The organism is Streptomyces sp. NPDC048424 (assembly GCF_040651555.1).
Lineage (GTDB): Bacteria > Actinomycetota > Actinomycetes > Streptomycetales > Streptomycetaceae > Streptomyces.
Genome location: NZ_JBEZKE010000005.1, coordinates 1 through 26,666 on the forward strand (window position 1 = coordinate 1; position 26,666 = coordinate 26,666).

Here is a 26,666-nt window from a genome sequence, read left to right on the forward strand (position 1 = left end):
GCGCGGGGCGCCGCGCGGGGCGGCCCCCCCCCCCGCGGCGGGGGTCAGTGGGTGGCGGCCGCCGGCGGGAGGGCCGCCGCGACCGCGGCGGCCAGGCGGTACGGGTCCCCGCTCGGCCGGTCCGGGTGGCGGGTGGTCCGCCCGGCCCACTCCTCCTCGAAGGCGGGCCAGTCGATCGCCCGCGGCGCGGCCCGCCGCACCAGCGCCTCCTCCAGCGACCCGAAGTAGAGCGCCCACCGCCTCGCGTACAACTCCGAGACCAGGCCGCTCCATTCGCGGTTCGCGTAGTCGTGCAGGAAGCCGCCCTCGCTGGTGCTGCGGCGTCCCCACACGCTGAGCAGGGAGCGGGTGTCGTACTCGTACCGGTCCTGTTCGGCCCGGTCGGCGCCCCAGGAGCGGGCCCCGGCGAGCCGGCTGCCGAGGAGGAAGTTCGGGTCGGATCCGGTGACCGCGTCCAACTTCCGCAACCCGTGCTGCCATTCGGCCGTCAGGGCGCGGAAGCGGGCCAGGTCCTTGGCCTCGTAGGCCGCCTTGATCCTCGGCAGCAGCACCCGCGAGTGGTTGGCGAGGGCCTGCCGTGCGGTGTCGACCAGGTCGAAGCGGTAGGCGCTGGAGCCGCGCAGCTCCGGGGCCACCTTCAGCAGGTGGTCCAGCGCCCTGCGGACCGAGCCGGCCGGATAGCGCATGGACTTGGGGCTCCAGTACGCCGACCCGGCCGCGGTCAGGCCGGGCCGGGCGGTGAACAGGCTGTCCTGCGACTCCGACCACAGCCCCGACGAGGTGCTGTACGGCCCCTTGCGCAGCTCCTCCCAGGCCGCGGCGGCCGCGGCGTCGGGCCGACCGTAGCGGCGGGCCGCGAAATCGGCGAACCACTTCCGCTGGTCGATCACCCCCGGCTCCCAGGCCAGGTCCGTGAAGAGATCGAAGGCCGCCGGGTTCGTCCCGGTGGCCTCCGGCAGGTAGGCGATCCCGGCGAGCGCGCTGTTGCCCTTGGCGCGCCAGGGGCCGAACCGCTCGAGCCACACGGAGGTGTTCGCACCGATCGTGGTGTGCCCGCCGAAGTTGTAGATGGTGCCCATCGCGTACGGCGCACCGCCCCAACGCGCCTCGCGGTCCAGCCGGTTGTACCGGTCCGAGAGCCCGTCCAGGATCAGCAGCCTCGACGTGTCCACCCCGGCCAGCAGCTCCGGGGTCGGGTCGTCCTGCCAGCCCAGCACCGCCCACAGCGCGCCCGGATGGGCGGCGTGCAGCGCCTCCTGGATGGCGCCCGCCGCCGCGCCGACGTCGACGGACCCGGTCTGTCCGCCCTCGTGCAGCGGGCTCATCCGGTACATCGTGCTGTCCCCGAACACCGCGCGCTGCTCCGCGTAGTACGCGGCGGCCAGCCTCCGGAAGACGGGCGAGACGGGGTCCAGCCAGTCGGGACGGTCGAAGCCGGCCCAGTCGCCCTGGGCCACCGTGCCCGCGCCCGGGTTGCGCGCGGCGAACTGCGGCGGCACGGTGCCGAAGTAGCCGGGCAGCACCGGGGTCATGCCGAGCCCGCGCAGCTGCTCGGCGATCCGCCCGCCCAGTTCGGCCCGCTCCCGCATCAGCCGCTCGGTGACCGGGCCGCCGAAACCGCTCAGGTTCTGCAGCAGCCACCAGCTCTGGTGGGCGGGGCCGGGGATCCACTGCCGCAGCTCCTCGGCGGAGTAGCCGAAGTCCTGGAGCGCCCGGTAGTACGGGTACTCCGCCCCCACCTGCACGAACACCTCGTTGATGCCGTGCAGGGCGAGCAGGTCGATCTGCCGCTGGTGCTCCTCGAAGGTGCGGTACGGGCCGGAGTACCCGTCGTCGGTGTCGTTGAGCGCGTACCGGTGCGGGACCTGTGCGCTGCGGGTGACCGGCGCGGGGACGGCCGGCAGGCGGGCGGGCAGCAGGCCGATGCTGTCGCCGGGCCAGCCGATGTCGGCCCCGGCGACGTGCTGGAGGTACCAGCCGACGCCGGTGAGCAGGGTGGCTCCGGTGCTGCCGCGCACGGTGATCGCGCCGGCGGTCCCGGACACGGTGAAGGTGTCGGCGCCGGCGGCCGTGTCGGGCACCAGGGTGAACTGGCCGTGGTGGCGCGGGAGCAGCCGCTCCAGGGCGGCCCGCGCGGGCGCGGTGTCGAAGGTCCGGCTCCGGGGTGCGCCCGCGTGCGCGGCGCTTCGTACGGCGGGCCCCGCACCGGCCCGCGCACCGGGCCGTACGTCGGCGGGTGCGGGCGACCCCGCCCCCGGGGCGGTGGCCCCGGGGGCGGGCCCCGCGCAGATCAGCGCCAGCAGCGCCGCGGGAAGAGCGGCGAGGGCGAGCGGGCGGGGGCCGGGCAGCCGGCGCCCGCTTCGTGGCATCGGGTTGCTCATCCGTGGGCTCGGGCCGTCAGACCGGCAGGGCCCAGGCCTGGTCGACCCGGTGGTCGCCGCAGGCGGTCAGCCGCAGTCGTGCGGCCGGGGCGTCCGGGGTGGCGGCGGCGGCCGGCGCGGTCAGGCACATCCCGCTCGCCTGCTCCACGAGGGCTCCACCGCGCAGGTGCGTCCAGCTCTGGCCGGGCTGCCGGCCCTGCGGGGGCGCGCAGTCGGCCAGTTCCACGAGGCCGTCGTCGCCCGCGGACAGGCACTCGCCGGCCAGCCGCAGGCTCGCGTCGTCGCCCAGGGTCCACCGCTGGTCGGGGGCCCCGGTGCAGGCGGCCAGCACGACCGCGCCGACGCCCGTGGTGTTGGCGCCGTCGGCGCACCGGGCGCCGTCACCGACGACCTGCCCGGTCGGCGTGGCCTCGGCGCAGCCGCGCGGGCTGAGCCGCCAGACCGCGGTGTCGTGCCCGGCCAGCCTCCCGGTCAGCGCGTCGGAGACCTCCCGGCGGGTCCCGTTCCACAGGTCCTGTGCGTCGGCCGTGCAGTCGCTCAGGCCGATCTCGTCGAGCGGCACCCTGATGTCGCGGGTGGTGGCCGAGCGGTTGAGCACGGCCACCGCGCGGTCGCCGTTCGCGAGCGGCCGGGTCAGGATCTCGAAGGTGGCGTTGGAGGAGACCACCGCGCCCTGGCGGCCCATCGGATCCTGGTCGAGCTCGATCATGCGGGTGTTCCCGAGGGCCGCGAGTCCCTGGGAGGTCAGCTTGGAGACGTCGGAGGACAGGATGAACGGGGACGCCATCATGGCCCAGAGGGCGACCTGGCTGCGGCTCTCGGCGGCCGTGAGTCCGGGGGCGCCCGCGATCAGGAAGTCGGGGTCGTTCCAGTTGCCGGGGCCCGCGTACCGGCCGAGCCAGCGGTTGTAGCCGTAGTTGCCCAGGACCGAACTCCACCGTGAGGTGGCGGGCGTGGCCGGGTTGTAGACCTTGATGTCCTTGCCCTCGCGCCACAGCTGGCCGGTCTCGCCGACCCAGCCGAGGACCTTGTGCCAGTCGGAGCCGCCCCACTCGCCCTGCTGGAAGTAGGCGGGCGCGGACGCCGAGAGGACCATGTCCCGGCCGCTCTCCCGCAGAGCCTTCGCGACGGCGTTGTAGGCGTCCCGGTAAGCCTGTTCCTTGGTCTGCCCCGGCGGCACCCACAGGTTGCAGCCGTCCATCTTCACGTAGTCGACGTTCCAGGAGGCGAACTGCCGGGCGTCCTGGGCGTAGTGGTCGGCCCCGCCGCCCTGGGGCGCGCCGCTGCCGGGGTACTTCTCGCAGGTGAGGGAGCCGGCGTCCTGGTAGATGCCGAACTTCAGGCCCTTGGCGTGCAGGTGGTCGCCGAGCCAGGCCATGCCGTGCGGGAACTTCGCCGTGTCGACGACCAGCGCGCCCCGCGCGTCCCGGCTCTTGGTCATCCAGCAGTCGTCGACCGTCACCGTGTCGTAGCCCTTGGCGGCGAGCCCGCTCGACACGAGCGCGTCGGCGTTGGCGACGACCTTGGCCTCGTCGATGTCGCACATGTAGTGCGCCCAGTTGTTCCAGCCCATGGGCGGGGTGAGCGCGAGCGGGGTGTCCGAGGTGGCCCGGGGCTCGGCCGCCACCGGGGCGGGGGAGAGCGCGAGGGCGAACAGGGCGGCCGCGGTCAGACAGGGGAGCGACGCACGCAGGCGAGGCGGCACTGAGTCTCCTTGACGTGGGGGCAGGCGTGCGCCCAGTGCAGCGATGCGATTACCCACTGTCAATAAAAGTCGCTGATTGTCGGCCAATGACCAGCAATATGGCTGCAATCGATGTCACACGAAAGAGTCGATACGTCGTATGTTACGGTGTATCTCATGCCGCGCAGATCAGACGCCCTGGACCGGGCGACCCCCGAGGCCATCGCCGTCGCCGCCCTGCGGATCCTCGACGAGGAAGGGCCGCAGCGCCTCAGCTTCCGCAGCCTCGCCGACCGGCTCGACGTCTCCCACGCCACCGTCCAGCGCCGCTGCACCGACCTCGCCGGGCTGCTCGACCTGTGCACCGAGCACCTGGCCGCCCAGCTCCCCGAGATCCCCGCCGGCACGGACTGGGCGCAGGCCACCGAGCAGCGGTTCCGCGCGCTCTACCTGCTGCTCACCGCCCACCCCGGACTGCTGGTGCTGCGCGGTGGCCGGCCCTGGCTCGGCCGCCAGCTCCTCGCCCGGCTCGTCGAGCCCGCCCTCGCCGACAGCGTGGCCGCCGGGATGACCGCCGCCGAGGCGATGACCGTCTACCGCCGCATGTACCTGCTCACCCTGGGCAGCGCGGCCTTCGTGGACCACCGCGACCCGGCCGCTGCCACCGCCGCCTCGCGGGCCGCCCTGGCCGCACTGGATCCGGCGGAGTTCCCCGTGCTCTCCGGCGGACTGGCCGACGTACTGCCGCCCCTGACGGACCACGAGGTGTACTACGGCGCCCTGCGCCAGCTGATCGAGGCCGCCCGGCCCACCACCTGATGGGGAGACAGACCGTGCAAGCAGCACCCGCACAGCAGCTCGACTACGCCGCCGTACACTCCGCCGCCGACCGGATCGCCGGCGGGATACGGCCCGTCGCGGTGGTCCCCGCGGCCGACGAGGGGGTCTGGTACGCGCTGGAACACCTCCAGCACACCGGCAGCTTCAAGGCGCGCGGCGCCCGCAACTTCCTCGCCGCCCACCACGAGGCCGGCGCCCTCCCGGCCGCGGGAGTCACCATCGCCTCCGGTGGCAACGCCGGTCTCGCCTGCGCCTGGGCGGCCCGCGCGCTGTCCGTGCCCGCGACCGTGTTCCTGCCCGCCAACGCCCCGCGCGTGAAGGTGGACCGACTGCGCGGATACGGGGCCGAGGTACGGCTCGTCGGCGACCGGTACGCCGAAGCGCTCGCCGCCTGCGAGGAGTTCGCCGCCACGAGCGGGGCGCTGAGCAGCCACGCCTACGACCACCCGCTCATCGCCGCGGGCGCCGGGACGCTGCTCGACGAGATCCGGACCGCCCTGCCCGGGCTGGACACCGTGGTCGTCGCGGTCGGCGGCGGCGGACTGTTCGCCGGCGTCGCCACCGCCGCGCGCGAACACGGCGTACGGGTGATCGCGGCCGAGCCGGAGAACTGCCGGGCCCTGAACGCGGCCCTGGCGGCGGGACGGGTCGTGGACGTGGCCGTGGACTCGGTCGCCGCCGACTCCCTGGGGGCCACCCGGGTCTCGGCGGACGCGCTGGCCGCCGCCCAGGAGGAGCACGTGACCTCGGTGCTCGTGCCCGACGCGGCGATCACCGCCGCCCGGCGCGCCCTCTGGGAGGAGCACCGGATCGTGGTGGAGGCGGGCGCGGCCACCGCCCTCGCGGCGCTGCGCGGCGCGCCGGAGCCGCTCGGCGAGCGGGTCGCCGTCATCCTGTGCGGCGCCAACACGGACCCGGGCGACCTGGTGGCCCCCACGGCCTGACCCCGCCGCCGGCCCGAGGTGCTCGTCAGTCCTCCTCGTCCGCGCCCTCGCGGACGACCACGACGGTGCCGGCGGAGTACTGCACGACCTGTTGGCTCACCGAGCCGAGCAGGGCGCCCTTGAAGCCGCCGTATCCCCGGGTGCCGACCACCGTCAGGTCCGCCTCCTTCGAGGCGTCCACCAGGACCTGGGCCGGGGAGCCCTGCTCGACGCGGCGGAACACCGGCACGCCCGGCGAGGCGCCGACGGCTGCGTTGACGGTGTCCGCGAGCTTGCGCCGGGCCGCCTCCTCGGCCGTCACCGCCTCGGCGTCGAAGACCTCGGCGGCCACCGGAGCGATGGCGAACGGATTGCGGTTCCACTCCCAGGCCATGACGGCGTGCACCCGGCCGCCCGTCATCCCGGCCTGCGCGACGGCCCAGCGCAGGGCCTCCTTGGAGTGGTTCGAACCGTCCACGCCGACGACGATCAGAGGCTCGACGGTGTCCTGCTCGCTCACGGTGCTTCCTCTCGCTTTGCCCGAACGGTCGATCTCCTCCTTGTATACCCGGAAGGGCGGCCCGACCTCGAACGACGATCGTTGCGACGGCCGACGACTTTCGAGGACAGCCCCGAGCCGCCGGCCCTTGCGAGGGTGTGAGTGTCCAGGCGACCGCCGCCGGACACGGAGCGACATGGAGGAACGGGCGTGGCTCAGCGCAAGGGTTGTCTGATCGGGTGCGGCGTGGCGCTGGTGCTGGGTGTGGGCCTCCTCGTGGTCGTGGTCTTCGGCATGGGGAAGGTCCTCGACATGGCCGACGAGACCCTGGTCGACCCGACGGTCTACGCGTCCGTGAAGACCGGCGACGCGGAGAGCGAGGTCCGCGGCAAGCTCCCGTCGGGCGAGAGCTTCGTCAAGAGCGCCCTCAAGGAGGGCGGACCGGCCGAGCCCGAGGGCAGCACCTGCTCCTGGTACCTCTCCAGCGGCGACACCAAGAACGGCAAGGAGACCGTGCTCCGCTTCTGCTTCAAGGACGGCACGCTCGCGGAGAAGGCGGAGTACCCGATGCGGTAGGTGCCGCGCCCCCGCACGCGGATGCCCCGGACCGGTCCGGTCCGGGGCATCCGCGGCGATCTGTCGTGACCCGGCTACGGCAGGTCCTGGCCCGACCTGTTCTTCACGAGCTGGACGTCGTCGAGGAACAGCTGGAAGAGCAGCTGACTCGCACCGAGCTCCCTTCCGTTCTTGCCGTTCGCGCCCTGCGCGATGCCCAGGCTGTAGGGCTCCTTGTCCTCGGCCTTCACGCCGATGTACCCACCCAGGGTCCCCTCGTTCGCGTTCGCGTTCTTGTAGGTCCCGCCACCCTCGTTGGCCTTGCGGATCAGGTCGTTCTTGTAGCCCGGTCCGAGAGCCATGTGGTCCTGGTTGAAAAGGAGTTCGTGAGCGCCGGGCTTCAGCGTGAACTTCAGCTGGACCGCGTACGGAGCACCTTGGGTGTCGTAGTACCCGTCGGCCTGACCCTGGTCGCCGAGGTGGGCTCCGATCGTCAGGCCCCCGAACCCCTGCTCCCTGAACCCCTTCGCCGAGCCCTCACCGGACGCCACGTAGTCCAGCAGGGCGTCGCGTGAGGCCGCGTCGCCCCAGTAGGTCAGGGCGCTGTGGGCCTCCTCGAAGCTCATGGACCTGTAGAGCTCCATCCGCCCGGAGTCCGCCCCCATCAGCGCCAGATCGGCCAGGAGCTTGGGGCCGACCGTCTTGACGATCTCGTCGATCGTGCGCGGAGGCTTGTGGGCCTTGAACTTCTTCGCGGCCGCCTTGGACGTGGTGATCTGCTTGGCGCGGTCCTTCGCGGCGCTGCTGCTGGATGCGCCCAGTCCCGCCTTGTCCTCCCAGTACTCGACCGTCATCCGGTCCTGCGGGTTCCCGACGCGCTGCACGGCGGGGAGGGAGCCGGAGGCGGGTGAAGGTGCCGTACGGCGCTGCACGTCCGGGGCGGCGTGGGAGCCGCCCGCCATGACCCGCCTGGCGTTCGCTTCCGCTTCGCGCTCGAACCGGTCCGACGGGTCGGAGACCTTCAGTCCCGTTCCGTTGTCGGTGCCCGCGACGGGGCCTTGGCGCTGCTGGATGACGTGGGTGAGTTCGTGCGCGAGGGTGTGCTTGTCGTGGCCGCCGTCGCCTATGACGACATGGCTGCCGGAAGTGTAGGCGCGGGCGCCCACTTCGGCGGCGGAGGCCTTGGCGGCGCTGTCGTTGTGGATGCGGACGTCGGAGAAGTCCGCGCCGAGCCGCGCCTCCATGTCGGTGCGGGTGGCGTTGTCCATGGGGCGCCCGGGCGTGCGCAGGACGTCGTGGACGGCGGACCGCTGCACGGCGGGCTGCCCGGTCTGCTGGTGTCCGCATCCGTCGGTGTGCTGGTGCTGTTCCCGGTTCCGGGACGGATCGGCCCGACGGAGCATCTGCACGACCGCGGCGTTGCCCGCACCGGCTTGGAGTCCCATCAGCCCCACCGGCGGCGTCGCCGCCCGCTGCGGACTCGCGGCGGAGCGGGAGGATTGCAGTAATTGGTCGTCGTTCTTCTGCGCCGGGCGGGGGTGCTTGGGGCTCACGCGATGCCTTTCACTAGGTCGGGGCAGCCGCTGCGCGCAGCTGCCGGCCACCCCCCTCAAGGGGCGGTCACCAGTCGTGACCAGGGGGTCTGAAGCATTATCAGCCAGCTCGCGGGCACGAAGCCAACATCGGGACGAGGGGCCGGCCCCCGCGGGAGGGGCCCGATGCTAAAGCGCTTTCGTACGGTGCGGGTAAAGCGCATTAGTGCGCCGCCTCGCGAACCGGCCATATGGAGGCACCGACTGACGGCGAGCCAGGTTCGTTATCGAATCGATATCACGCCCAACCGGCTTTGTACTAAAGCGCATTAGTCCAGGTCAACCCGGCCGAGTTGAGGTCAACTGGCGCCTTCTGCCAGCCCGTTGTGGCATTCGCCGTACGGGTATCACCGGCCAATGGTGGCTCCGCCTCATTGACGGGGTCCTGACTTCGGGCGACGGTGGGCACCGCCTCCGGCAAAGCGGCCGGACTTCTGCAAAGGCGGCGACGATGACCCGTTCGAACCCGACCCGTATTGCCGTGGCCACGCTGGTGACCGGCGCCCTCCTGTCGACCGCCGCGTGCGGCCTCAGCGGTGGCGCCGGTGACGCGAAGGAGGCCGAGAGGACGGGCAAGGTGGCCGGTGGGATCACCTTCCGGACCCTCCAGCTGAAGCCCACGTTCACGGCCTACGTACAGGGGGTCATCGACGCCTTCGAGCAGAAGTACCCCGAGGTGAAGGTCACATGGGAGGACGTCCCCGGCGACGGCTACAACGAGAAGCTCGTCGCCGACGCCCAGGCCGGGGCCCTCCCGGACGTGGTCAACCTCTCCACCGACTCCTTCCAGCTCCTCGCCGACCGCGGCATGCTCGCCGATGTCGCCAAGCTCGACGGGGCGGCGGCCAAGGAGTACGTGCCGGGCGCCTGGGAGCAGTTCAAGCTGCCCGGCAAGGGCGACAGCGTGTACGCGTACCCGTGGTACGTGACGCCCGAGATCCTCACCTACAACAGAGAGCTCTTCGAGAAGGCCGGCCTGGACCCGGCCAAGCCGCCGACCAGCGTGGAGCAGTTCTTCGACTACGCCGAGAAGATCGCCGCCACGTCCGGGGGCCGGTACTCCGCCTTCATGGCCGATCCCAAGGGCCGACTGCCCGGGGACTGGCAGAAGATGGGCGTCCCGATCCTCAGCGAGAAGCAGGACCGGTTCACCTTCGACACCGACCAGGCCGTCGCCTGGGTGGAGCGGATGAAGGACCTGTACGCCAAGGGCGCCATGCCCAAGGAGTCCCTCCTCAAGTCCGACGACATCAACCAGCTCTACGGCGGCGGCAAGCTCGTGTTCGGCCCGGGCTCCCCGGGCTTCGTCAAGGACATCAAGCAGAACGCCCCGCAGGTCTACGCGAAGACCCAGGTCGCGGGAGCGGTCACGGGCAAGCTCGGCCACATCGGCATCTACGCCCAGTCGCTCGGCGTCAAGAAGGACACCAAGCACCCCGACGCGGCGGCCGAGTTCGCGAAATGGGTGACCAACGGCCCCAACCAGGTGGAGTTCTCCAGGAAGGCCACGATCTACCCCTCCAACGCCCAGGGCCTCGCCGACCCGTTCTTCTCCGACAAGGGCGACGGCAAGGACGCGGAGACCCTCGCCCGGGCGGTCGGCGCCGAGCAGCTGAAGACCGCCGCGCTGGACGCCAACACCCCCGTCCAGTGGACCAACCAGGTGGGCGACGCCGTCGTACGCGAGGTGCAGAAGGCCATCACGGGTGAGCAGGACCCGAGGACGGCGGTGAAGAAGGCCGAGGAAGCGGCGAACAAGCTCCTCACCGCCGCGGCCGACAAGTGACCGCCGTGGGCGGGCGCGTCGGCCCGGACGTCGGCGCCGCGGAGCCGGGCAGCGGCGCCCGGGAGCCGGGCGGCGGAGCGGGCGGCAGCACCCGGGAGCCGGGCGGCGGCGCCGTGCAGCCGGGCGGTGGCGCCCCGGAGCCGCACGGCGGCGCGATCGCGCGCAGGCGCCGCCGCCGGACCGCGCGGCGTGCCATGGAGGCCGATACGGGCCTGGTCCACCGCCGGTGGTGGACCCCCTACCTGTTCCTCGCCCCCGGTCTGGTGATGGTGGCGCTCTTCAGCCTCTGGCCGTTCGTCAACACCGTCGTCCTCTCCTTCACCGACGCCCAGATCCTGCGCGGCGGCACCTTCGTCGGCCTCGACAACTACCGCCGCGCCTTCGCCGACCCCGACTTCTGGGTCGCCACCGGCAACAGCGTGCTCTACCTCGCGGTCGTCGTACCGTGCCTGGTCTTCCTCCCGCTGGCCCTCGCCGTGCTCGTTCAGGCCAGGATCCCCGGCATCGGGTTCTTCCGGTCCGCCTTCTACACCCCGGTGATCGCCTCGGCCGTGGTCGTCGGGCTGATCTGGCAGTGGGTGCTGCGCAGCGACGGTCTCGTCAACACCGTCTTCGAGCGGCTGAACCTCATCTCCGAACCGATCCCGTTCCTGACGGACTCCGCGATGCTGCTGGTCTCCGCGATGCTGGTGACCGTGTGGAAGGGCCTCGGCTACTACATGGTCTTCTACCTGGCGGCCCTCGGGAACGTCCCCGCCTCCCTCTACGAGGCGGCCGCCATCGACGGCGCCGGCCCCGTCCGCCGCTTCTTCAGCATCACCGTCCCCCAGGTGAAGCCGATGATGCTGCTCGTCGGCACCCTCTCCGCCATCTCCGCACTGCGCGTCTTCACCGAGATCTACATCCTCGGCGGTGAGAGCGGCGGCCCCGGCGGCGGCGCCCGCACCCTGCCCTTCCTCATCCGGCAGGTCGGCCTCGGCTTCTCCGGAGAGACCGGCTACGCCTCCGCCATCTCCATCCTGCTGTTCCTCCTGACCCTGGTCTTCAGCCTGCTGGGCCGCCGCCTGTCGAAGGGAGACGAGAGTTGAGCACCCAGCCCCCTGCGGGAAGCACCCCGCCCTCCCCTCGAAGCGCGCCGCCCCGGCGGCCCGGCGCCGACGGCCGCAGGCGCCGGTGGGCCGGCCGGGCCGCCCGCTACGCCACGCTCGTCCTCATGCTCGTCGTCATGCTGGGCCCGATCGTGTGGCAGTTCCTCACCTCGATCCGCGGCCGCACCGAGAACGTGTACGACGGCGTGCTGCCCTCGCAGCCCACCCTCGACAACTACGTCCGGGTCGCCGAGTCCTTCCCGCTGCTCCAGTACGTCGGCAACACGCTCACCGTCGCGGTCCTCGCGGTCACCTCGAACCTGCTCTTCGCGGCGATGGGCGGGTACGCCCTCTCGCGGGCCGCCTGGAAGGGCCGCCGGGTCGTCTTCACCGTGCTCGTGGCGACCCTGATGTTCCCCTTCGAGTCCGTGATGATCTCGATGTTCCTCACGGTCCGCGAGATGGGGCTGGTCGACACCCTCATCGGCGTCTGGCTCCCCGGCGCGGTCTCCGTGCTCAACATCATGATCATGCGGGCGGCCTTCCTCGCGGTGCCCAAGGAGGTCGAGGAAGCCGCGGTCCTGGACGGGGCCGGCGAATGGACCCGCTTCACCCGGGTCTTCCTCCCCGCCGCCAAGGGCGCCCTGGCCGTCGTCTGCATCACCAGCTTCATGGGGGCCTGGGACGACTTCCTCTGGCCCCTGCTCGTTCTCACGAACAGCGACCACTACACCCTGCAGCTCGGCCTGAAGACCCTGGCCGGCGCCACCACCGTCAACGACCAGCGGCTCATCGCGGCCGGTGCGATGGCCGCGCTCCTGCCGATGATGCTCCTCTTCTTCGCCCTCCAGCGTTTCTTCTTCAAGGGCGTGGGCGAGGGAGCAGTCAAGACCTGACCCCACCCGCCCGCCCCGCCGTCCGTACCGACCATCCAGTCCCTGGAGCAGCCGTCATGCACGACGACCGCAGCATCACCGAGCACCGCCTCCGCCGGGTCCTGAAGGAGCGGATCAAGCCCGCCGTCCACTCCCGCCCGGTCCCGCTGACCGTCGAGCGCTGGGAGGCGCCGGGCGAGCCCGTCCCCGTCGCCGAGGGCCTGGCGGCCCGGTACGGGCCCTGCGCGATCGGCGACCCGTGGGGCCCGGCCTGGGGCACCACCTGGTTCAAGGTCACCGGCACCGTCCCGGCCGACTGGGCCGGCCGCACCGTCGAGGCCGTCCTGGACCTCGGCTTCGACCGGATGATGCCCGGCTTCCAGTGCGAGGGCCTGGTCCACCGGGCCGACGGCGGCGAGATCAAGGCGCTCAACCCCTACAACGACTGGGTCCGGGTGGCCGACCGTGCCGAGGGCGGCGAGCGCGTCGAGTGGTACGTCGAGGCCGCCTCCAACCCGGTCCTGGTCGACCACGCGGCCACGTACGAGGGAGACCGGCTGACCAGCGGCGACCAGCCCCTCTACCGGCTCGCCCGGATGGACCTCACCGTCTTCGAGACCGAGGTGTGGGAGCTGGTCCAGGACCTTGAGGTCCTCTACGACCTGATGATCCAGCTCGACACCCGCGAGGCCCGGCGCCACGAGATCCTGCGGGCCATCGGCTCCGCCCTGGACGCGGTGGACCTCGCCGACGTGCCCGGTACGGCGGCCGCGGCCCGCGCCGAGCTCGCCGGGGTGCTGGCCGCTCCCGCCGGCGCCTCCGCGCACCGGATCAGCGCCGTCGGCCACGCACACATCGACTCCGCCTGGCTGTGGCCGCTGCGCGAGACGGTCCGCAAGGTCGCGCGCACCACGTCCAACATGGTCAACCTGATGGACGAGCACCCCGAGTTCGTCTTCGCGATGTCGCAGGCCCAGCAGCTGGACTGGATCAAGACGCACCGGCCCGAGCTCTTCGAGCGGGTCAAGAAGAAGATCGCGGACGGGCAGTTCGTGCCGGTCGGCGGGATGTGGGTGGAGTCCGACACCAACATGGTCGGCGGCGAGGCCATGGCCCGGCAGTTCCTCTACGGCAAGAAGTTCTTCCTCGACGAGTTCGGCATCGAGACGAACAACGTCTGGCTCCCCGACTCCTTCGGCTACACCGCCGCGATGCCGCAGATCGTGAAGCTCTCCGGCTCCCGCTGGTTCCTCACCCAGAAGATCTCCTGGTCCCAGGTCAACCCCTTCCCCCACCACACCTTCTGGTGGGAGGGCATCGACGGCACCCGCGTCTTCACGCACTTCCCGCCCGTCGACACCTACAACAGCGACCTCGGCGGCGCCCAGCTGGCGCACGCCGCCCGCAACTACCGCGAAAAGGGCCGTGGTTCGCGTTCGCTGGCCCCCTTCGGCTGGGGCGACGGCGGTGGCGGCCCCACCCGCGAACACCTCGCCCGCGCCAAGCGCCAGCGGGACCTCGAAGGCTCCCCGAAGGTCCGCATCGAGCGCCCGGACGCCTTCTTCGAGAAGGCCCGCGCCGAGTACGAGGACGCCCCCGTGTGGGCGGGCGAGTTGTACCTGGAGCTGCACCGCGGCACCTACACCTCCCAGGCCAAGACCAAGCAGGGCAACCGGCGCAGCGAATCGCTGCTGCGCGAGGCCGAGTTGTGGGCGGCCGCCGCCGCCGTGAAGGTGCCGGGGTACGGGTACCCGTACGAGGACCTGGAGCGGATCTGGAAGACGGTGCTGCTGCACCAGTTCCACGACATCCTGCCGGGTTCCTCCATCGCCTGGGTGCACCGCGAGGCGCGCGCCACGTATGCGAGGCTGCGCGAGGAGCTCCGCGGGATCACCCTCGCCGCCCAGCTGGCGCTCGCCGGGGAGGGCGCCGAGGAGCTGGTCTTCAACTGCGCCCCGCACGCCCGGCGCGGTGTCCCGGCCGGCGGGGCGGGGCGCCCGGCCGAGGCGGGGGAGCCGGTCACGGTGGAGGAGCGGCACGGCGGCGGGCACGTCCTGGCCAACGGCCGGCTGCTGGTGGAGATCGACGGCCGCGGGCTGATCGTCTCCGTCTACGACCTGGAGGCGCGCCGCGAGACGCTGGCTCCGGGCTCCGCGGCGAACCTGCTGCAGATCCACCCCGACTTCCCGAACATGTGGGACGCCTGGGACATCGACGCGTTCTACCGCAACCGGGTCACGGACCTGGTGGACCTGGACGCCATGGAGGTCGCCCAGAGCGGGCCGGCGGCCGCCACCGTCCGGGTCACCCGCTCCTTCGGCTCCTCCACCGCCGTCCAGGCGGTCACGCTGCGGGCCGGATCCAGGACGGTGGACATCGTCACGGACGTGGACTGGCACGAGACGGAGAAGTTCCTCAAGGCCGCCTTCCCGCTGGACGTGAAGGCCGAACGGACCGCCTCAGAGACGCAGTTCGGGCACGTCTACCGGGCCACGCACACCAACACCTCGTGGGAGGCCGCCAAGTTCGAGATCTGCGCGCACCGCTGGATCCACGCGGAGGAGCCCGGCTGGGGGATCGCGCTGCTCAACGACTCCACGTACGGGCACGACGTGACCCGGGACGTGCGGCCCGACGGCGGCCAGACCACCACCGTCCGGCTCTCCCTGCTGCGGGCCCCGCGCTACCCCGACCCGGAGACCGACCAGGGCGCCCACACCCTGCGGTTCTCGCTCGCGCCCGGCGCGTCGATCGGGGACGCGGTCCGCGAGGGGCACGCGCTGAACCTGCCCGAGCGCACCGTGACCGGGGCGGGCCCGGTCGCTCCGCTGCTCTGCGTCGACGACGACGCGGTGGTCGTGGAGTCGGTGAAACTGGCCGAGGACCGCAGCGGTGACGTGGTCGTCCGCCTCTACGAGTCCCGCGGGGGGCGTGCGTCGGCGGTCCTGACGGCGGACTTCCCCCTGTCGGCCGCGGTCGAGAGCGACCTCCTGGAACGCCCGCTGGCCGGCTCCGCGGTGGGCGCCCCCACCCCGTCGGGGGCGGTTCCGCTGACCCTGCGCCCGTTCCAGATCGTCACCGTCCGGCTCCACCGGGTATGACCGGTCCGGACGTACGGATGACCCCGGCCGGTCCGGCCGGGGTCAGGTCGGTCCGTACCGGTCAGGACGGGTTCAGCTTGATGGCGAAGCCGTTGAAGATGGCCCAGACGTCGACCCAGCCGAGTCCGGTGCTGCACTCCTGTGAGGCGTTGCATCCCCAGCCGTAGCTGACGATGCCGTTGAGCTGCCGTGAGTTCTGGTCGTTGATGAAGATCACCGGACCGCCGCTGTCGCCGCCCCGGCCGACGATGCCGCCGGCGTGGGGCACGCCGTAACTGCCCCAGACGTCCGTTCCGTTGACGTTCCACTTGGCGTTGCCCGCGTACACCGTACGGATGTTGCAGACGACCTTGGAGTTGTACCCCAGCTGGCAGGTGAAGTCCCCGACCGCGACGTTGCGCACCCCGTTGAGGTAGCGGGTGTAGCCGTTCGCGTCCACGCCGTCCCAGGTGTAGCGGTGCGTCGGTGCCTCGATGAAGGCGGAGTCGATCTCCGGCTTCTTGAACTTGACCTGGCCGATGTAGTTGCCGCCGGCGGCCCACACGTTGTCGCCGACGTTGTAGCAGTGGCCCGCGGTGACCAGCCACTGGCGGCCGTCCCACGTGCTGACGGCCGGAATTCCGCTCGTGCAGTACGACCGACTGCCGGAGGCCGGCCCGAGGGCCGCCCCCGCGTAGAAGGGCGAGGTGTCGTTCCAGCGGTTCAGCGGCCTCGACGGCGGTGCCTGGGTGATGCGGACCGGGGTCGCGCCGGCGGCCTTGCGCTGCTGCGCGACCGCGGGGGAGTCGAAGTAGGCCCGGGCTGCCTCGGGCTTGTCCACGGAGAGGTCGATGGCGGAGCCGTCGACGGAGCTGCCGGCGAGGGAGACCGTGAAGGGGAGACCGGCGCTGCCGGTCAACCCGGAGATCTCCTTCATGAGTTCCTGGCGGGATTTCCTCGCCTGGACGATGTGGATCAGCTTGGCGTTCACCTTGGGGTCGGTCTCGTGCACCGCGGCCAGGAACTCCCGGCTGCGGCCGGGATCGGTCAGGTACACGCGGACCGAGCGGTAGTCGGAGGCCATCTCCACCTGCGTGTAGATGTCCGCCCGCGACCCCTGGCCCACCCGGGCCGCGGCATCGGCCGCCGCCCGCAGTGGTCCCAGCACCTCGGCCTGTCGTTCCGGGGCCATCGCGGCGACCGCTCCCGCGGACAGCGGCCCCGGGGGTTCCGCCTGCGCGGAGACGGTCATCAGCGGCAGGACGGCCAGCGCCCCGGCGAGGGCAAGGGAACGCCGTAGCGCATTCTTCATCTGTCCCCACTCTCCGACCCCACCGGTGTGAGGTCTCTGCGCCTGGACGCTATTGAGGGGGGAGGGGGCCGACAAGGAGGGCGGACGGCCCTTGCGGATGCACCGGTCGGGCCGGTCGGAGCACGGGGGGATCAACCGGCGCGTGAGGTCCGACACAGGTGGCACCGTGAAGGCGTGCGGCGCCCGCGTCCCGGGGCAGGGCGCACGCATCTGGTTATGCACTTAGTTGCAAAACCAGCCCCGCCTCGCTAGAACAGAGTCATCACCCCCGCGCGAGGAGGCGCCCCTCATGAGTTCCCAGAGCCGGTACCCGCACCTGCTGAGCCCCCTGGACCTCGGCTTCACCACCCTGCCGAACCGCGTGATCATGGGGTCGATGCACACCGGCCTCGAGGAGCACGCGGGCGGCTTCGAGCGCCTCGCCGCCTTCTACGCCGAGCGCGCCCGCGGCGGCGCCGGCCTGATCGTCACCGGCGGCATCGCCCCGAACGACGCCGGGCGCCCCTTCGAGGGCGGCTCCCGCCTCACGACCGAGGAGGAGGCCGCCGAGCACCGGGTGATCACCGAGGCCGTGCACGCCGAGGGTGGGAAGATCGCGATGCAGATCCTCCACTTCGGCCGCTACGCCTACCACAAGGACCTGGTCGCCCCCACCGCCCTCCAGGCTCCCATCAGCCCCTTCGTCCCGAACGAGCTCAGCGACATCGAGGTCGAGCGCACCGTCGAGGACTTCGTCCGCGCCGCCCGCCTCGCCAAGCTCGCGGGCTACGACGGCGTCGAGATCATGGGCTCCGAGGGCTACCTGATCAACGAGTTCATCGCCGGCGCCACCAACAAGCGCACCGACCGCTGGGGCGGCGCGTACGCGAACCGCGTCCGCTTCCCGCTGGAGATCGTCCGGCGCACCCGCGCGGCCGTCGGCGAGGACTTCATCCTCATCTACCGGCTGTCCATGCTGGACCTCATCCCCGGCGGCTCCACCCTCGACGAGGTCGTCCACCTCGCCAAGGAGATCGAGGCGGCCGGCGCCACCATCATCAACACCGGCATCGGCTGGCACGAGGCCCGCATCCCCACCATCGCCACCTCCGTCCCGCGCGGCGCCTACACCTGGGTCACCAAGCGGCTGATGGGCGCGGTGAGCGTCCCGCTCGTCACCGGCAACCGCGTCAACACCCCGGAGGTCGCCGAGGAGCTGCTCGCCGACGGGCGCGCCGACCTGGTGTCCCTGGCCCGCCCCTTCCTGGCCGACGCCGACTTCGTCGCCAAGGCCGCGGCCGGCCGCTCCGAGACCATCAACACCTGCATCGGCTGCAACCAGGCCTGCCTCGACCACACCTTCAGCGGCAAGATCACCACCTGCCTGGTCAACCCGCGCGCCTGCCACGAGACCGAGCTCGTCCTGTCCCCGACGCGCACGAAGAAGAGCGTCGCCGTCGTCGGCGCCGGCCCGGCCGGTCTCGCCTGCGCCGTCTCCGCCGCCGGCCGCGGCCACGCCGTCACCCTCTTCGAGGCCTCCGGCCACATCGGCGGCCAGCTCGACGTCGCCCGCCGCATCCCCGGCAAGGAGGAGTTCGAGGAGACCATCCGCTACTTCGGCACCCAGCTCGTGGAGAGCGGTGTGGACGTCCGCCTGGACACCCGTGCCGACGTGGAGACCCTGCGCGGCTACGACGAGGTCGTCGTCGCCACCGGCGTCACCCCCCGCACCCCCGAGATCGAGGGCGTGGACCACGCCAACGTCGTCACCTACCTCGACGTGCTGCGCGACGGCGTCCCCGTCGGCGAGCGCGTCGCCGTCGTCGGCGCCGGCGGCATCGGCTTCGACGTCGCCGAGTTCCTCACCGACAGCGGCGAGGGCGCCTCGCAGGACCCCGAGGTCTACTTCCGCCACTGGGGCGTGGACACCGCGTACACCGGCCCCGGCGGGCTCGCGAAGCCCGAGCGCCCCGCGCCGCCGCGCCGCGTCCACCTGCTCCAGCGCAAGGCCACCAAGGTCGGCGCCGGCCTCGGCACCACCACCGGTTGGATCCACCGCGCCGAGCTCAAGCACCGCGGGGTCGTCTCCGTCGCCGGGGCCGCGTACGACCGGATCGACGACGAGGGCCTGCACATCACCGTCGACGGGGAGCAGCGCCTGGTGCCCGCCGACACGGTGGTCCTGTGCACGGGCCAGGAGCCGCGCCGCGACCTGTACGAGGCGCTGCGCGCGGCCGGCATCGAGGCGCACCTGATCGGCGGCGCCGACGTGGCCGCCGAGCTCGACGCCAAGCGGGCCATCCGGCAGGGGACGGAACTGGCCGCCTCGCTCTGACCGGAACCGTCCGAAAGGGGATTGTGGCGGTCCGGCCGGGCCGCCACAATTCCCCGGTGACGTTCTCTCCCGCAGACGCAGACAAGATCCTCGCCGACAACTTCGCCCCCTGGGTGCTCGCCCTCGGACTGACCGTCCAGGAGACGGGCGAGCGGCACGCCGTGCTGCGCCTGCCCTGGTCCGGGGAGCTGGCCCGGGACGGCGGCGGGCTCTCGGGGCAGGCCATGATGGCCGCCGCCGACACGGCCACCGTCATCGCGATCTCCGCCGCCCGGGGCGGGTACGGCCCGATGACCACCGTCCAGCAGTCGACGAGCTTCCAGCGGCCGGTGGTCGGCGCCGACGTGCTGATCCACGTACGGGTCACCAAGCTCGGCAAGCGGATGGCCTTCGCCGACATCACCCTCACCCCCGAGGGCTCGGAGGAACCGGCCGCCACGGCCTCGACCGTCTACGCGCTGCTCGGCTGAACCGTGGCCCCGCCCGATCAACTGTCCAGCGACAGTGCGTTCTTGGCGTGGGCGACGGATTCCTCGGAGGCGGGGCCACCGGGGTTCTCGGTGGCCAGGGCCTGGTTGAGGGTGACGAAGGGGCGCATCCGCCGCTCGTAGCGGGCGTACGCGGCGCGGTGGTCGCCCTCGTCCCGGGCCAGGCAGTCGGCCAGCACGTGGGCGCCGACGAGGGCCAGGCTGGTGCCCTCCCACCGCATCGACGCGAGCCGGTCCACGACGCGCTGGCCGAGGAAGTTCTCCGCGCTGAACACCGAGAGGTAGCTGCCCAGATGGTGGGCGAAACGCTCCTCCGGGCCGAAGGCCAGGCTGCGTACGGTGGAGTGCAGGCCGTCGGCCCCGACCACGAGGTCGAAGGTGCGGGAGGGCCCGTGCGCGAAGTCGACGTGCACGCTGCTCTCGTCCTCGTGCACCATCTCCACCAGGTCCTCGCGCAGCACCTCGATGTCCTCGCTGTCGAGCCGGCCGCTGCTGAAGGTCGCCTCGGTGGAGCGGCCCTGCTCCTGGCCGTCCACCGGGTGCGTTGACAGCCCCTACAGTCGGGGCATGCGCATCGTCTCCCTGCTGCCGGCCGCCACCGACATCGTCGCCGAGCTCGGTCTGGCCGGTGACCTGGTGGGACGCACCCACGAATGCGACTGGCCGCCGGAGGCGGTCGCCGGCGTCCCGGTCGTCACCGCGGCCGAATTCTCCGCCGAGACGCTCAGCAGCCGGGAGATCTCCGATGCCGTGGGCGGCGCCGCGCACTCCGGATCCTCCCTCTACACGCTCGACACCGAGGCCCTGGCGGCCCTCGCCCCCGACGTGGTCCTGACCCAGGACCTGTGCGACGTCTGCGCCGTGTCCTACCGGGGGGTGTCCCAGGCGGTCCGGGTGCTCGACGCCGGTCCGCGGGTGCTCAGCCTGGAGCCCCGCACCCTGGACGACGTACTGGACTGCCTGGTCACCGTGGGGGAGTTGCTCGGGGTGCGGGAGCGGGCCGAGCGGCGGCGCGAGGAGCTGCGCGCACGGCTCGCCGGGGTGCGCCGGCTGACGGCGGGACGCGCCCGGCCCCGGGTGGTGGCCATCGAATGGCTCGACCCGCTGTGGCCGGCCGGGCACTGGGTCCCCGAACAGATCGGCTGCGCCGGAGGCGAGCCGCTGCTCGCCTCGCCGGGGGAGCACACCAAGGCGATGACCTGGGACGAGGTCGTCGCCGCGCGCCCCGATGTCCTCCTCGTGCTGCCCTGCGGCTTTCCGCCCGAGCGCACCCTGCGGGAGCGGGACCTGCTCACCTCCCTGCCCGGCTGGGCCTCCCTGCCCGCCGTACGGGCCGGCGCCGTCTGGGTCCTCGACGGGCCGGCGTACTTCAACCGGCCCGGGCCCCGGGTGGTGCGGGGCGCGGAGGTACTCGCCCACGTGCTGCACTCCGTACGGGCGGGCGAACCGGTGACCGCGGCGGAGGCCCGGCGGCTGGACTGAGCCGCCCCGCGGCGTCGTTCAGCCGCGTTCCGCGGTGACCGGGTACGGGATGAAGGTGCTGCTGTTCTCGTCGACGGCGAGGGTGCGGCCGAGCGGCGGGACCGCCCGCTGGGGGCAGTCGAGGCGTTCGCAGAGGCGGCAGCCCATGCCGATGGGGGTGGCGGCCGCCGTGTTGTCCAGGTCGAGCCCGTCGGAGTAGACGAGGCGGGAGGCGTGCCGGATCTCGCAGCCGAGGCCGATGGCGAAGGTCTTGCCGGGCTCGCCCCAGCCGCCCCGGTGGCGGGTGACGGCGCGGGCGGTCCACAGGTGGCGCTGTCCGTCGGGCATGGCCGCGACCTGGACGTGGATGCGGCCGGGCGCGGCGAAGGCCTCGTAGACGTTCCAGAGCGGGCAGGTGCCGCCGGCGCGGGAGAAGTGGAAGCCGGTGGCGGACTGCCGCTTGGACATGTTCCCGGCGCGGTCGACGCGCACGAAGGAGAAGGGCACCCCGCGCAGCCTGGGCCGTTGCAGGGTGCTGAGGCGGTGGCAGACCGTCTCGTAGCCGAGTCCGAAGTGGTCGGTGAGCCGCTCGATGTCGTAGCGGAACTCCTCCGCGGCCGTGTGGAAGGCGCCGTACGGGAGGATCAGCGCGGCGGCGAAGTAGTTCGCGATGCCGATCCGGGCCAGGCCGTGGGTCGCGGAACCGGGCGCGAAGTCCTCCGCGGCCAGCCGGTCCAGCTCCTCCCCGTACTCCAGCAGGGCCAGTTGGGTGGCGAGCCGGAAGGCCTGCTGGCCCGGCCGGAGCCGGCTGGAGATGTGCAGGACGCGGGCGCGCTCGTCGTAGTGGTGCAGCCGGTCCGAATCGGCCGCGAGGCGCACCCCGTGCCGGTCCGTGAGCCGCGCGGACAGGGCGCGTACGACGTCCCCCGGACGGATTCCGACCTCGCGGGCCAGCTCCTCGGCGGCGAGGTCGGCGTCGTGCAGGTAGTTCTGCCGCCGGTAGAAGAACTCGCGGATCTCCTCGTGGGGTGAGCGCGGGGTGTCGAGGGCGCCGTCCCGGCCGTCCGCGGCCCCGGCGAGCCGCTCGGCGAGCAACTGGCCTCGCCGGCCGAGGTCCAGCAGGACCGAGGCGACGGCGGGCATGCGGGTGGCGAGTTCCGCGAGGTCCGAGGCGGACACCCGGGCTTCGGCCACCTCCGTGGCGAGCGCCTCGCGGAGGTCGGCCACCAGCCGGCTGGTGTCGCGCTCCGAGAAGAAGCCGGGGTCGACACCGAACGCCTCGGTGAGCCGCAGCAGCACCGGGACGGTGAGCGGGCGCGAGTCGTGCTCCATCTGGTTGAGGTAGCTGGGCGAGATGGCGAGCACGCGCGCCAGCTCGGTTTGGCTCATCCGCCGTTCCTCGCGCAACCGCCGCAGCCGCGCGCCCGCGTACGTCTTGCTCACCGTGCTCCTCGCCTGCTCCACGTGTGCCGGGGACAGCCGCAACCCTATGCGGGATCCGCACGCCGTAGACGTTTGCAAACTTGGCAAAACCGCCTGTGAAGATTCGCAGAACTTGGCATTCGTCCCTCCTTGATGGCACTCGGTGCCACTGTCAGAGTCAGTCCTGCGGCCCGCCGGACCCGGCAGCCGAGACGGACGCTCCGGGCGCGATTTATGCCCTGATGTCGGAGATCCCGGCGGTCCCGGCTCGGCGGCTCGGCACCATTGCTCCGCTCGACCTACGGGCCGGTCCGGCGGCCGCGATCCCCGAATGAGGCACACGGTGCCAGCACGGTGCACAGCTGACCAGAACATTGGCAGATCAAGCGATTCATGGAGACGGTGACGGTCATGGCAGAGGCGAACACGACGGCGGCGGCCCAGCAGCTCGAACAGCGGTGGGCCACGGACCCCCGCTGGGCCGGCATCGAGCGCACCTACACCGCCGAGGACGTGGTGCGGCTCTCCGGCAGCGTCCGCGAGGAGCACACCCTGGCCCGGCGCGGCGCCGAGCGGCTGTGGCGCCAACTCCACGAGCAGGACTACATCCACGCGCTCGGCGCACTGACCGGCGGCCAGGCCGTCCAGCAGGTCCGCGCCGGGCTGCAGGCGATCTACCTCTCGGGCTGGCAGGTCGCCGCCGATGCCAACCAGGCCGGCCACACCTACCCCGACCAGAGCCTGTACCCGGTCAACTCGGTGCCGCAGGTGGTGCGGCGGATCAACAACGCGCTGCTGCGCGCCGACCAGATCGCCACCGCCGAGGGCGGCAGCGACACGACCGACTGGCTGGCGCCGATCGTCGCCGACGCCGAGGCCGGATTCGGCGGCCCGCTGAACGCCTTCGAACTGACCAAGGCGATGATCGCGGCAGGCGCGGCCGGCATCCACTACGAGGACCAGCTGGCCTCCGAGAAGAAGTGCGGCCACCTGGGCGGCAAGGTCCTCGTGCCGACCGCGCAGCACGTCCGCACCCTGAACGCGGCCCGCCTGGCAGCCGACATCGCGGACACCCCGACCCTGATCATCGCCCGTACGGACGCCCTCGCCGCGACCCTGCTGACCAGCGACGTCGACGAGCGCGACGCCGAGTTCTGCACCGGTGAGCGCACCGCCGAGGGCTTCTACCACGTCCGGAACGGCATGGCCCCGGTCATCGCCCGCGGCCTCGCCTACGCCCCGTACGCGGACCTGATCTGGGTGGAGACCGGCACCCCGGACCTGGAGCAGGCCCGCGAGTTCGCCGAGGCGATCCACGCGCAGTACCCGGACCAGATGCTCGCCTACAACTGCTCGCCGTCCTTCAACTGGAAGGCCGCGCTGGACGACGACCAGATCGCCAAGTTCCAGCGGGAGCTGGGCGCGATGGGCTACCGCTTCCAGTTCATCACCCTGGCCGGCTTCCACTCCCTCAACCACGGCATGTTCGACCTCGCCCGCGGCTACGCCGAGCACGGCATGACCGCGTACGTCGACCTCCAGGAGCGGGAGTTCGCCGCCCAGGCGCAGGGCTTCACCGCGGTCAAGCACCAGCGCGAGGTCGGCACCGGCTACTTCGACCTGGTCTCCACCGCGGTCAACCCGGCCTCCTCCACGACGGCGCTCTCCGGCTCCACCGAGGAAGAGCAGTTCCACTAGGAGCGCGCCGCCGGCTCCCGCCGGCGCCTTCCGATCGCCGTCCGACGGCGCCCGGGGACCTGTCGGCCCCGGGCGCCGGCCGCCCCACGCCGAGGAGTAGAACCGCATGTCACACACGCCCCTGACCAGCAGCGTCCAGGTCCTCGGCGCGCAGGGTGAGCGCCACGAGGAGATCCTGACCCCCGAGGCCCTGGAGTTCATCGGCCGCCTCGACGCCGCCTTCGCGGACCGCCGCCTGGAGATCCTCAAGGAGCGCCGTCGCCGCGCCGCCCATCTGGTCTCCGGCTCGCCCCTGGACTTCTCCCGCGCCACCGTCGGCGTGCGGACCGACCCCGACTGGCGGGTCGCCCCGCCCGCGCCCGGGCTGACGGACCGGCGGGTCGAGATCACCGGCCCGCCGCAGCGCCGCATGGCGGTCAACGCCCTCAACTCCGGGGCGAAGGTGTGGATGGCCGACTTCGAGGACGCCACCGCGCCCACCTGGGACAACGTCATCGGCGGCCAGCTGAACCTGCTCGACGCCATCGAGCGGCGCATCGACTTCACCACCCCGGAGGGCAAGGAGTACCGCCTCGGGTCGGAGCTCGCGACCATCATGGTGCGCCCCCGCGGCTGGCACCTCACCGAGGAGCACCTGGAGGTCGACGGCCGGCCGGTGTCCGCCTCGCTCGTGGACTTCGGCCTGTACTTCTTCCACTGCGCGCAGCGCCAGATCGACGCGGGCCACGGCCCGTACTTCTACCTCCCCAAGCTGGAGAACCGGTACGAGGCCCGGCTCTGGAACGACATCTTCCTGTTCGCCCAGGACCTGTTGGGCATCCCGCGGGGCACGGTCCGGGCCACCGTCCTGATCGAGACGATCACCGCCGCGTTCGAGATGGAGGAGATCCTCCACGAGCTGCGCGAGCACAGCGCGGGACTGAACGCGGGCCGCTGGGACTACCTCTTCAGCCTGATCAAGACCTTCGGCCACCGCACCGACTTCCAGCTCCCGGACCGGGCCAAGGTCACCATGACCGCCCCCTTCATGCGGGCGTACACCGAACTGCTCGTCCGCACCTGCCACAAGCGGGGCGCCCACGCCATCGGCGGCATGGCCGCCCACGTGCCCGGCAAGGACGCCGAGGCCAACACGGCCGCCCTCGCCAAGGTCCGGCTCGACAAGGAGCGCGAGGCCGAAGACGGCTTCGACGGCTCCTGGGTCGCCCACCCCGGACTCGTCCCCGTCTGCCGCGAGGTCTTCGACGGGGTGCTGGGGGAGCGGCCGAACCAGCTGGAGCGGACGCGCGAGGACGTCGAAGTCGTCGCATCGGACCTGCTGTCGGTCCGCCGGATCGCCGCTCCGCCGAGCTCCGAGGGCATCCGCTCCAACGTGGCCGTGGCCCTGCGCTACTTCGACGCCTGGCTGCGCGGCAGCGGCGCCGTCGCCCTGAACGGCCTGATGGAGGACGCCGCCACCGCCGAGATCGCACGCGTGCAGATCTGGCAGTGGCTCCGCCACGACCGCGTCGACCGGCGCACGCTCACCGACCTCCTCGACGCCGAGTGCGCCGCCCTGGAGGCCGAGGACCCGCAGGCCCTGGTCCTCGAAGCCCGTGAGGTCTTCGTCGACACCGCGCTCTCGGTGCAGCTGCCCGCGTTCTTCACCCCCGAGGCCTACACCCGTCACCTGGTCCGCACCGCCGCCGTACAGGTGACCGCGTGAGCGCCCCGGCACGGCGGGCGACCCGCGTCCTGCGCGTCGGGGTCGTCGGCGGCGGACAGATGGGGGCCGGCATCGCCGAGGTCTGCGCCCGCGCCGGGCTCGACACCGTCGTCGCCGAGGCGGATGCCGGCGCGGCCCGCGCCGCCCGCGAGCGGGTGGCCGTCTCCCTCGAACGCGCCGTCCAGCGGGGCAAACTGGACCGGTTCACCGCGGAGGACGCCCTGGCCCGACTGGTGTTCACCGGAGACCTGGAGGACCTCGCCGACCGGCAACTGGTCATCGAGGCCGTCACCGAGAACCCCGAGGCCAAGGCCGAGGTCTTCACCGCCCTCGACAAGATCGTCGAGGACCCCGAAGCCATTCTCGCCACCAACACGTCCGCCATCCCGATCATGCGGCTGGGCATGGCCACCGGCCGCGCCGACCGGGTCGTGGGACTCCACTTCTTCAACCCCGTCCCCGTCCTGCCCCTGGTCGAAGTGGTCTCCTCCCTCCACACGTCGGCGGACACCCTGGCCGCGGTCGAATCCTTCGCCCGGGAAACCCTGGGCAAGACCACGGTCCGCTCTCAGGACCGGGCCGGCTTCGTCGTCAACGCGCTGCTCGTCCCGTACCTGCTCTCCGCCATTCGGATGGCCGAATCCGGGTACGCGAGCGCCGCTGACGTGGACGCGGGCATGGAGCTGGGCTGCGCCCACCCGATGGGCCCGCTCAAGCTCGCCGACCTGATCGGCCTGGACACCGTCGCCGCCATCGCCGAATCCCTGTACGCGGAGTTCAAGGAGCCGCTCTACGCCCCGCCCCCGCTGCTCCGGCGGATGGTCCAGGCGGGGCTGCTGGGCCGCAAGAGCGGCCGCGGGTTCCACACGTACGACCGGGGCTGATGAGGGACCCGGTGGTGCCGCTGCGGGGTTGAGGGACCCCCGACGGCACGGACAAGGAGCGCGGAGCGGCCCGGTGAGC

At 72.2% G+C, this 26,666-nt stretch carries 20 protein-coding genes; 13 read left to right on the plus strand and 7 right to left on the minus strand.

The annotated features are described in order from the left end of the window. Nucleotides 1-44: 44 nt before the first annotated feature. Nucleotides 45-2,369 carry an alpha-N-acetylglucosaminidase gene (locus AB0D29_RS08775; RefSeq protein ID WP_362852829.1) on the minus strand — a complete coding sequence of 775 codons (2,325 nt, stop codon included), beginning with the start codon at nt 2,367-2,369 and terminating at the stop codon, nt 45-47. Between the two features lie 28 nt (nt 2,370-2,397). Next, on the minus strand, nt 2,398-4,086 hold the full coding sequence (locus AB0D29_RS08780) for a ricin-type beta-trefoil lectin domain protein (protein WP_362852830.1): 1,689 nt from the start codon (nt 4,084-4,086) through the stop codon (nt 2,398-2,400). A gap of 156 nt (nt 4,087-4,242) precedes the next feature. On the opposite strand from AB0D29_RS08780, the gene AB0D29_RS08785 reads away from it, so the two are divergent. Further along, on the plus strand, nt 4,243-4,884 hold the full coding sequence (locus AB0D29_RS08785) for a winged helix-turn-helix domain-containing protein (RefSeq protein ID WP_362852831.1): 642 nt from the start codon (nt 4,243-4,245) through the stop codon (nt 4,882-4,884). Then, nucleotides 4,884-5,849: a serine/threonine dehydratase gene (locus AB0D29_RS08790; RefSeq protein WP_362852832.1), complete on the plus strand. Its 966-nt coding sequence runs from the start codon at nt 4,884-4,886 to the stop codon at nt 5,847-5,849. The genes AB0D29_RS08785 and AB0D29_RS08790 overlap by 1 nt, the downstream gene beginning before the upstream one ends. 25 nt (nt 5,850-5,874) lie before the next feature. Here AB0D29_RS08790 and AB0D29_RS08795 read toward each other — a convergent pair whose 3' ends face one another. Beyond that, nucleotides 5,875-6,348 (minus strand): universal stress protein, encoded by a 474-nt coding sequence (locus tag AB0D29_RS08795; RefSeq protein ID WP_362852833.1) that lies wholly within the window; start codon nt 6,346-6,348, stop codon nt 5,875-5,877. Between the two features lie 189 nt (nt 6,349-6,537). On the opposite strand from AB0D29_RS08795, the gene AB0D29_RS08800 reads away from it, so the two are divergent. After that, nucleotides 6,538-6,903: a hypothetical protein gene (locus AB0D29_RS08800; RefSeq protein WP_362852834.1), complete on the plus strand. Its 366-nt coding sequence runs from the start codon at nt 6,538-6,540 to the stop codon at nt 6,901-6,903. Nucleotides 6,904-6,977: 74 nt separating this feature from the next. Here the strand turns inward: AB0D29_RS08800 and AB0D29_RS08805 are convergent, their stop codons facing one another. Then, nucleotides 6,978-8,387 (minus strand): DUF4157 domain-containing protein, encoded by a 1,410-nt coding sequence (locus tag AB0D29_RS08805; RefSeq protein WP_362853114.1) that lies wholly within the window; start codon nt 8,385-8,387, stop codon nt 6,978-6,980. 538 nt (nt 8,388-8,925) lie between these two features. On the opposite strand from AB0D29_RS08805, the gene AB0D29_RS08810 reads away from it, so the two are divergent. The 4 genes from AB0D29_RS08810 to AB0D29_RS08825 all read left to right on the plus strand — a co-directional run bounded on the left by AB0D29_RS08810 (nt 8,926) and on the right by AB0D29_RS08825 (nt 15,324). Beyond that, nucleotides 8,926-10,260 carry a sugar ABC transporter substrate-binding protein gene (locus tag AB0D29_RS08810; RefSeq protein ID WP_362852835.1) on the plus strand — a complete coding sequence of 445 codons (1,335 nt, stop codon included), beginning with the start codon at nt 8,926-8,928 and terminating at the stop codon, nt 10,258-10,260. A gap of 194 nt (nt 10,261-10,454) precedes the next feature. After that, nucleotides 10,455-11,348: a sugar ABC transporter permease gene (locus tag AB0D29_RS08815; protein ID WP_362853115.1), complete on the plus strand. Its 894-nt coding sequence runs from the start codon at nt 10,455-10,457 to the stop codon at nt 11,346-11,348. Beyond that, the gene (locus AB0D29_RS08820) at nt 11,345-12,244 is read left to right on the plus strand and encodes a carbohydrate ABC transporter permease (RefSeq protein WP_362852836.1); all 900 of its coding nucleotides are present in this window, start codon (nt 11,345-11,347) and stop codon (nt 12,242-12,244) included. The genes AB0D29_RS08815 and AB0D29_RS08820 overlap by 4 nt, the downstream gene beginning before the upstream one ends. A 56-nt stretch (nt 12,245-12,300) precedes the next feature. Continuing rightward, complete coding sequence (locus AB0D29_RS08825) at nt 12,301-15,324, plus strand: glycoside hydrolase family 38 C-terminal domain-containing protein (protein WP_362852837.1); 3,024 nt, start codon at nt 12,301-12,303, stop codon at nt 15,322-15,324. 61 nt (nt 15,325-15,385) lie between these two features. Here the strand turns inward: AB0D29_RS08825 and AB0D29_RS08830 are convergent, their stop codons facing one another. Then, the gene (locus tag AB0D29_RS08830; protein ID WP_362852838.1) at nt 15,386-16,615 is read right to left on the minus strand and encodes a hypothetical protein; all 1,230 of its coding nucleotides are present in this window, start codon (nt 16,613-16,615) and stop codon (nt 15,386-15,388) included. Between the two features lie 289 nt (nt 16,616-16,904). On the opposite strand from AB0D29_RS08830, the gene AB0D29_RS08835 reads away from it, so the two are divergent. Both AB0D29_RS08835 and AB0D29_RS08840 read left to right on the plus strand, forming a co-directional pair. Further along, nucleotides 16,905-18,929 (plus strand): NADPH-dependent 2,4-dienoyl-CoA reductase, encoded by a 2,025-nt coding sequence (locus AB0D29_RS08835; RefSeq protein ID WP_362852839.1) that lies wholly within the window; start codon nt 16,905-16,907, stop codon nt 18,927-18,929. A gap of 56 nt (nt 18,930-18,985) precedes the next feature. Beyond that, nucleotides 18,986-19,399 carry a PaaI family thioesterase gene (locus AB0D29_RS08840; protein WP_362852840.1) on the plus strand — a complete coding sequence of 138 codons (414 nt, stop codon included), beginning with the start codon at nt 18,986-18,988 and terminating at the stop codon, nt 19,397-19,399. Nucleotides 19,400-19,416: 17 nt separating this feature from the next. Here AB0D29_RS08840 and AB0D29_RS08845 read toward each other — a convergent pair whose 3' ends face one another. After that, nucleotides 19,417-19,953: a hypothetical protein gene (locus tag AB0D29_RS08845; protein WP_362852841.1), complete on the minus strand. Its 537-nt coding sequence runs from the start codon at nt 19,951-19,953 to the stop codon at nt 19,417-19,419. Nucleotides 19,954-19,984: 31 nt separating this feature from the next. Here AB0D29_RS08845 and AB0D29_RS08850 point away from each other — a divergent pair, with 31 nt between their 5' ends. Next, nucleotides 19,985-20,899 (plus strand): cobalamin-binding protein, encoded by a 915-nt coding sequence (locus tag AB0D29_RS08850; protein ID WP_362852842.1) that lies wholly within the window; start codon nt 19,985-19,987, stop codon nt 20,897-20,899. Between the two features lie 18 nt (nt 20,900-20,917). Here AB0D29_RS08850 and AB0D29_RS08855 read toward each other — a convergent pair whose 3' ends face one another. Next, nucleotides 20,918-22,321 carry a short-chain fatty acyl-CoA regulator family protein gene (locus AB0D29_RS08855; RefSeq protein WP_362852843.1) on the minus strand — a complete coding sequence of 468 codons (1,404 nt, stop codon included), beginning with the start codon at nt 22,319-22,321 and terminating at the stop codon, nt 20,918-20,920. A gap of 390 nt (nt 22,322-22,711) precedes the next feature. Here AB0D29_RS08855 and aceA point away from each other — a divergent pair, with 390 nt between their 5' ends. The 3 genes from aceA to AB0D29_RS08870 all read left to right on the plus strand — a co-directional run bounded on the left by aceA (nt 22,712) and on the right by AB0D29_RS08870 (nt 26,587). Beyond that, nucleotides 22,712-23,998, plus strand: a complete 1,287-nt coding sequence (gene aceA / locus AB0D29_RS08860) for an isocitrate lyase (RefSeq protein ID WP_362852844.1) — start codon at nt 22,712-22,714, stop codon at nt 23,996-23,998. A 106-nt stretch (nt 23,999-24,104) separates the two neighbouring features. After that, nucleotides 24,105-25,703: a malate synthase A gene (gene aceB, locus AB0D29_RS08865; protein WP_362852845.1), complete on the plus strand. Its 1,599-nt coding sequence runs from the start codon at nt 24,105-24,107 to the stop codon at nt 25,701-25,703. After that, a complete protein-coding gene (locus AB0D29_RS08870) occupies nt 25,700-26,587 on the plus strand; it encodes a 3-hydroxybutyryl-CoA dehydrogenase (protein ID WP_362852846.1) in 888 nt (295 codons plus the stop codon). The genes aceB and AB0D29_RS08870 overlap by 4 nt, the downstream gene beginning before the upstream one ends. Nucleotides 26,588-26,666: the final 79 nt, after the last annotated feature.

Excerpts from the sequence above, each read along its gene's own strand:
- AB0D29_RS08775 (WP_362852829.1), bottom strand. The coding sequence starts at position 2,369 with ATGCCACGAAGCGGGCGCCGGCTGCCCGGCCCCCGCCCGCTCGCCCTC.
- AB0D29_RS08785 (WP_362852831.1), top strand. The coding sequence starts at position 4,243 with ATGCCGCGCAGATCAGACGCCCTGGACCGGGCGACCCCCGAGGCCATC.
- AB0D29_RS08790 (WP_362852832.1), top strand. The coding sequence starts at position 4,884 with ATGGGGAGACAGACCGTGCAAGCAGCACCCGCACAGCAGCTCGACTAC.
- AB0D29_RS08810 (WP_362852835.1), top strand. The coding sequence starts at position 8,926 with ATGACCCGTTCGAACCCGACCCGTATTGCCGTGGCCACGCTGGTGACC.
- AB0D29_RS08815 (WP_362853115.1), top strand. The coding sequence starts at position 10,455 with ATGGAGGCCGATACGGGCCTGGTCCACCGCCGGTGGTGGACCCCCTAC.
- AB0D29_RS08825 (WP_362852837.1), top strand. The coding sequence starts at position 12,301 with ATGCACGACGACCGCAGCATCACCGAGCACCGCCTCCGCCGGGTCCTG.
- AB0D29_RS08830 (WP_362852838.1), bottom strand. The coding sequence starts at position 16,615 with ATGAAGAATGCGCTACGGCGTTCCCTTGCCCTCGCCGGGGCGCTGGCC.
- AB0D29_RS08835 (WP_362852839.1), top strand. The coding sequence starts at position 16,905 with ATGAGTTCCCAGAGCCGGTACCCGCACCTGCTGAGCCCCCTGGACCTC.
- AB0D29_RS08850 (WP_362852842.1), top strand. The coding sequence starts at position 19,985 with ATGCGCATCGTCTCCCTGCTGCCGGCCGCCACCGACATCGTCGCCGAG.
- aceA (WP_362852844.1), top strand. The coding sequence starts at position 22,712 with ATGGCAGAGGCGAACACGACGGCGGCGGCCCAGCAGCTCGAACAGCGG.
- aceB (WP_362852845.1), top strand. The coding sequence starts at position 24,105 with ATGTCACACACGCCCCTGACCAGCAGCGTCCAGGTCCTCGGCGCGCAG.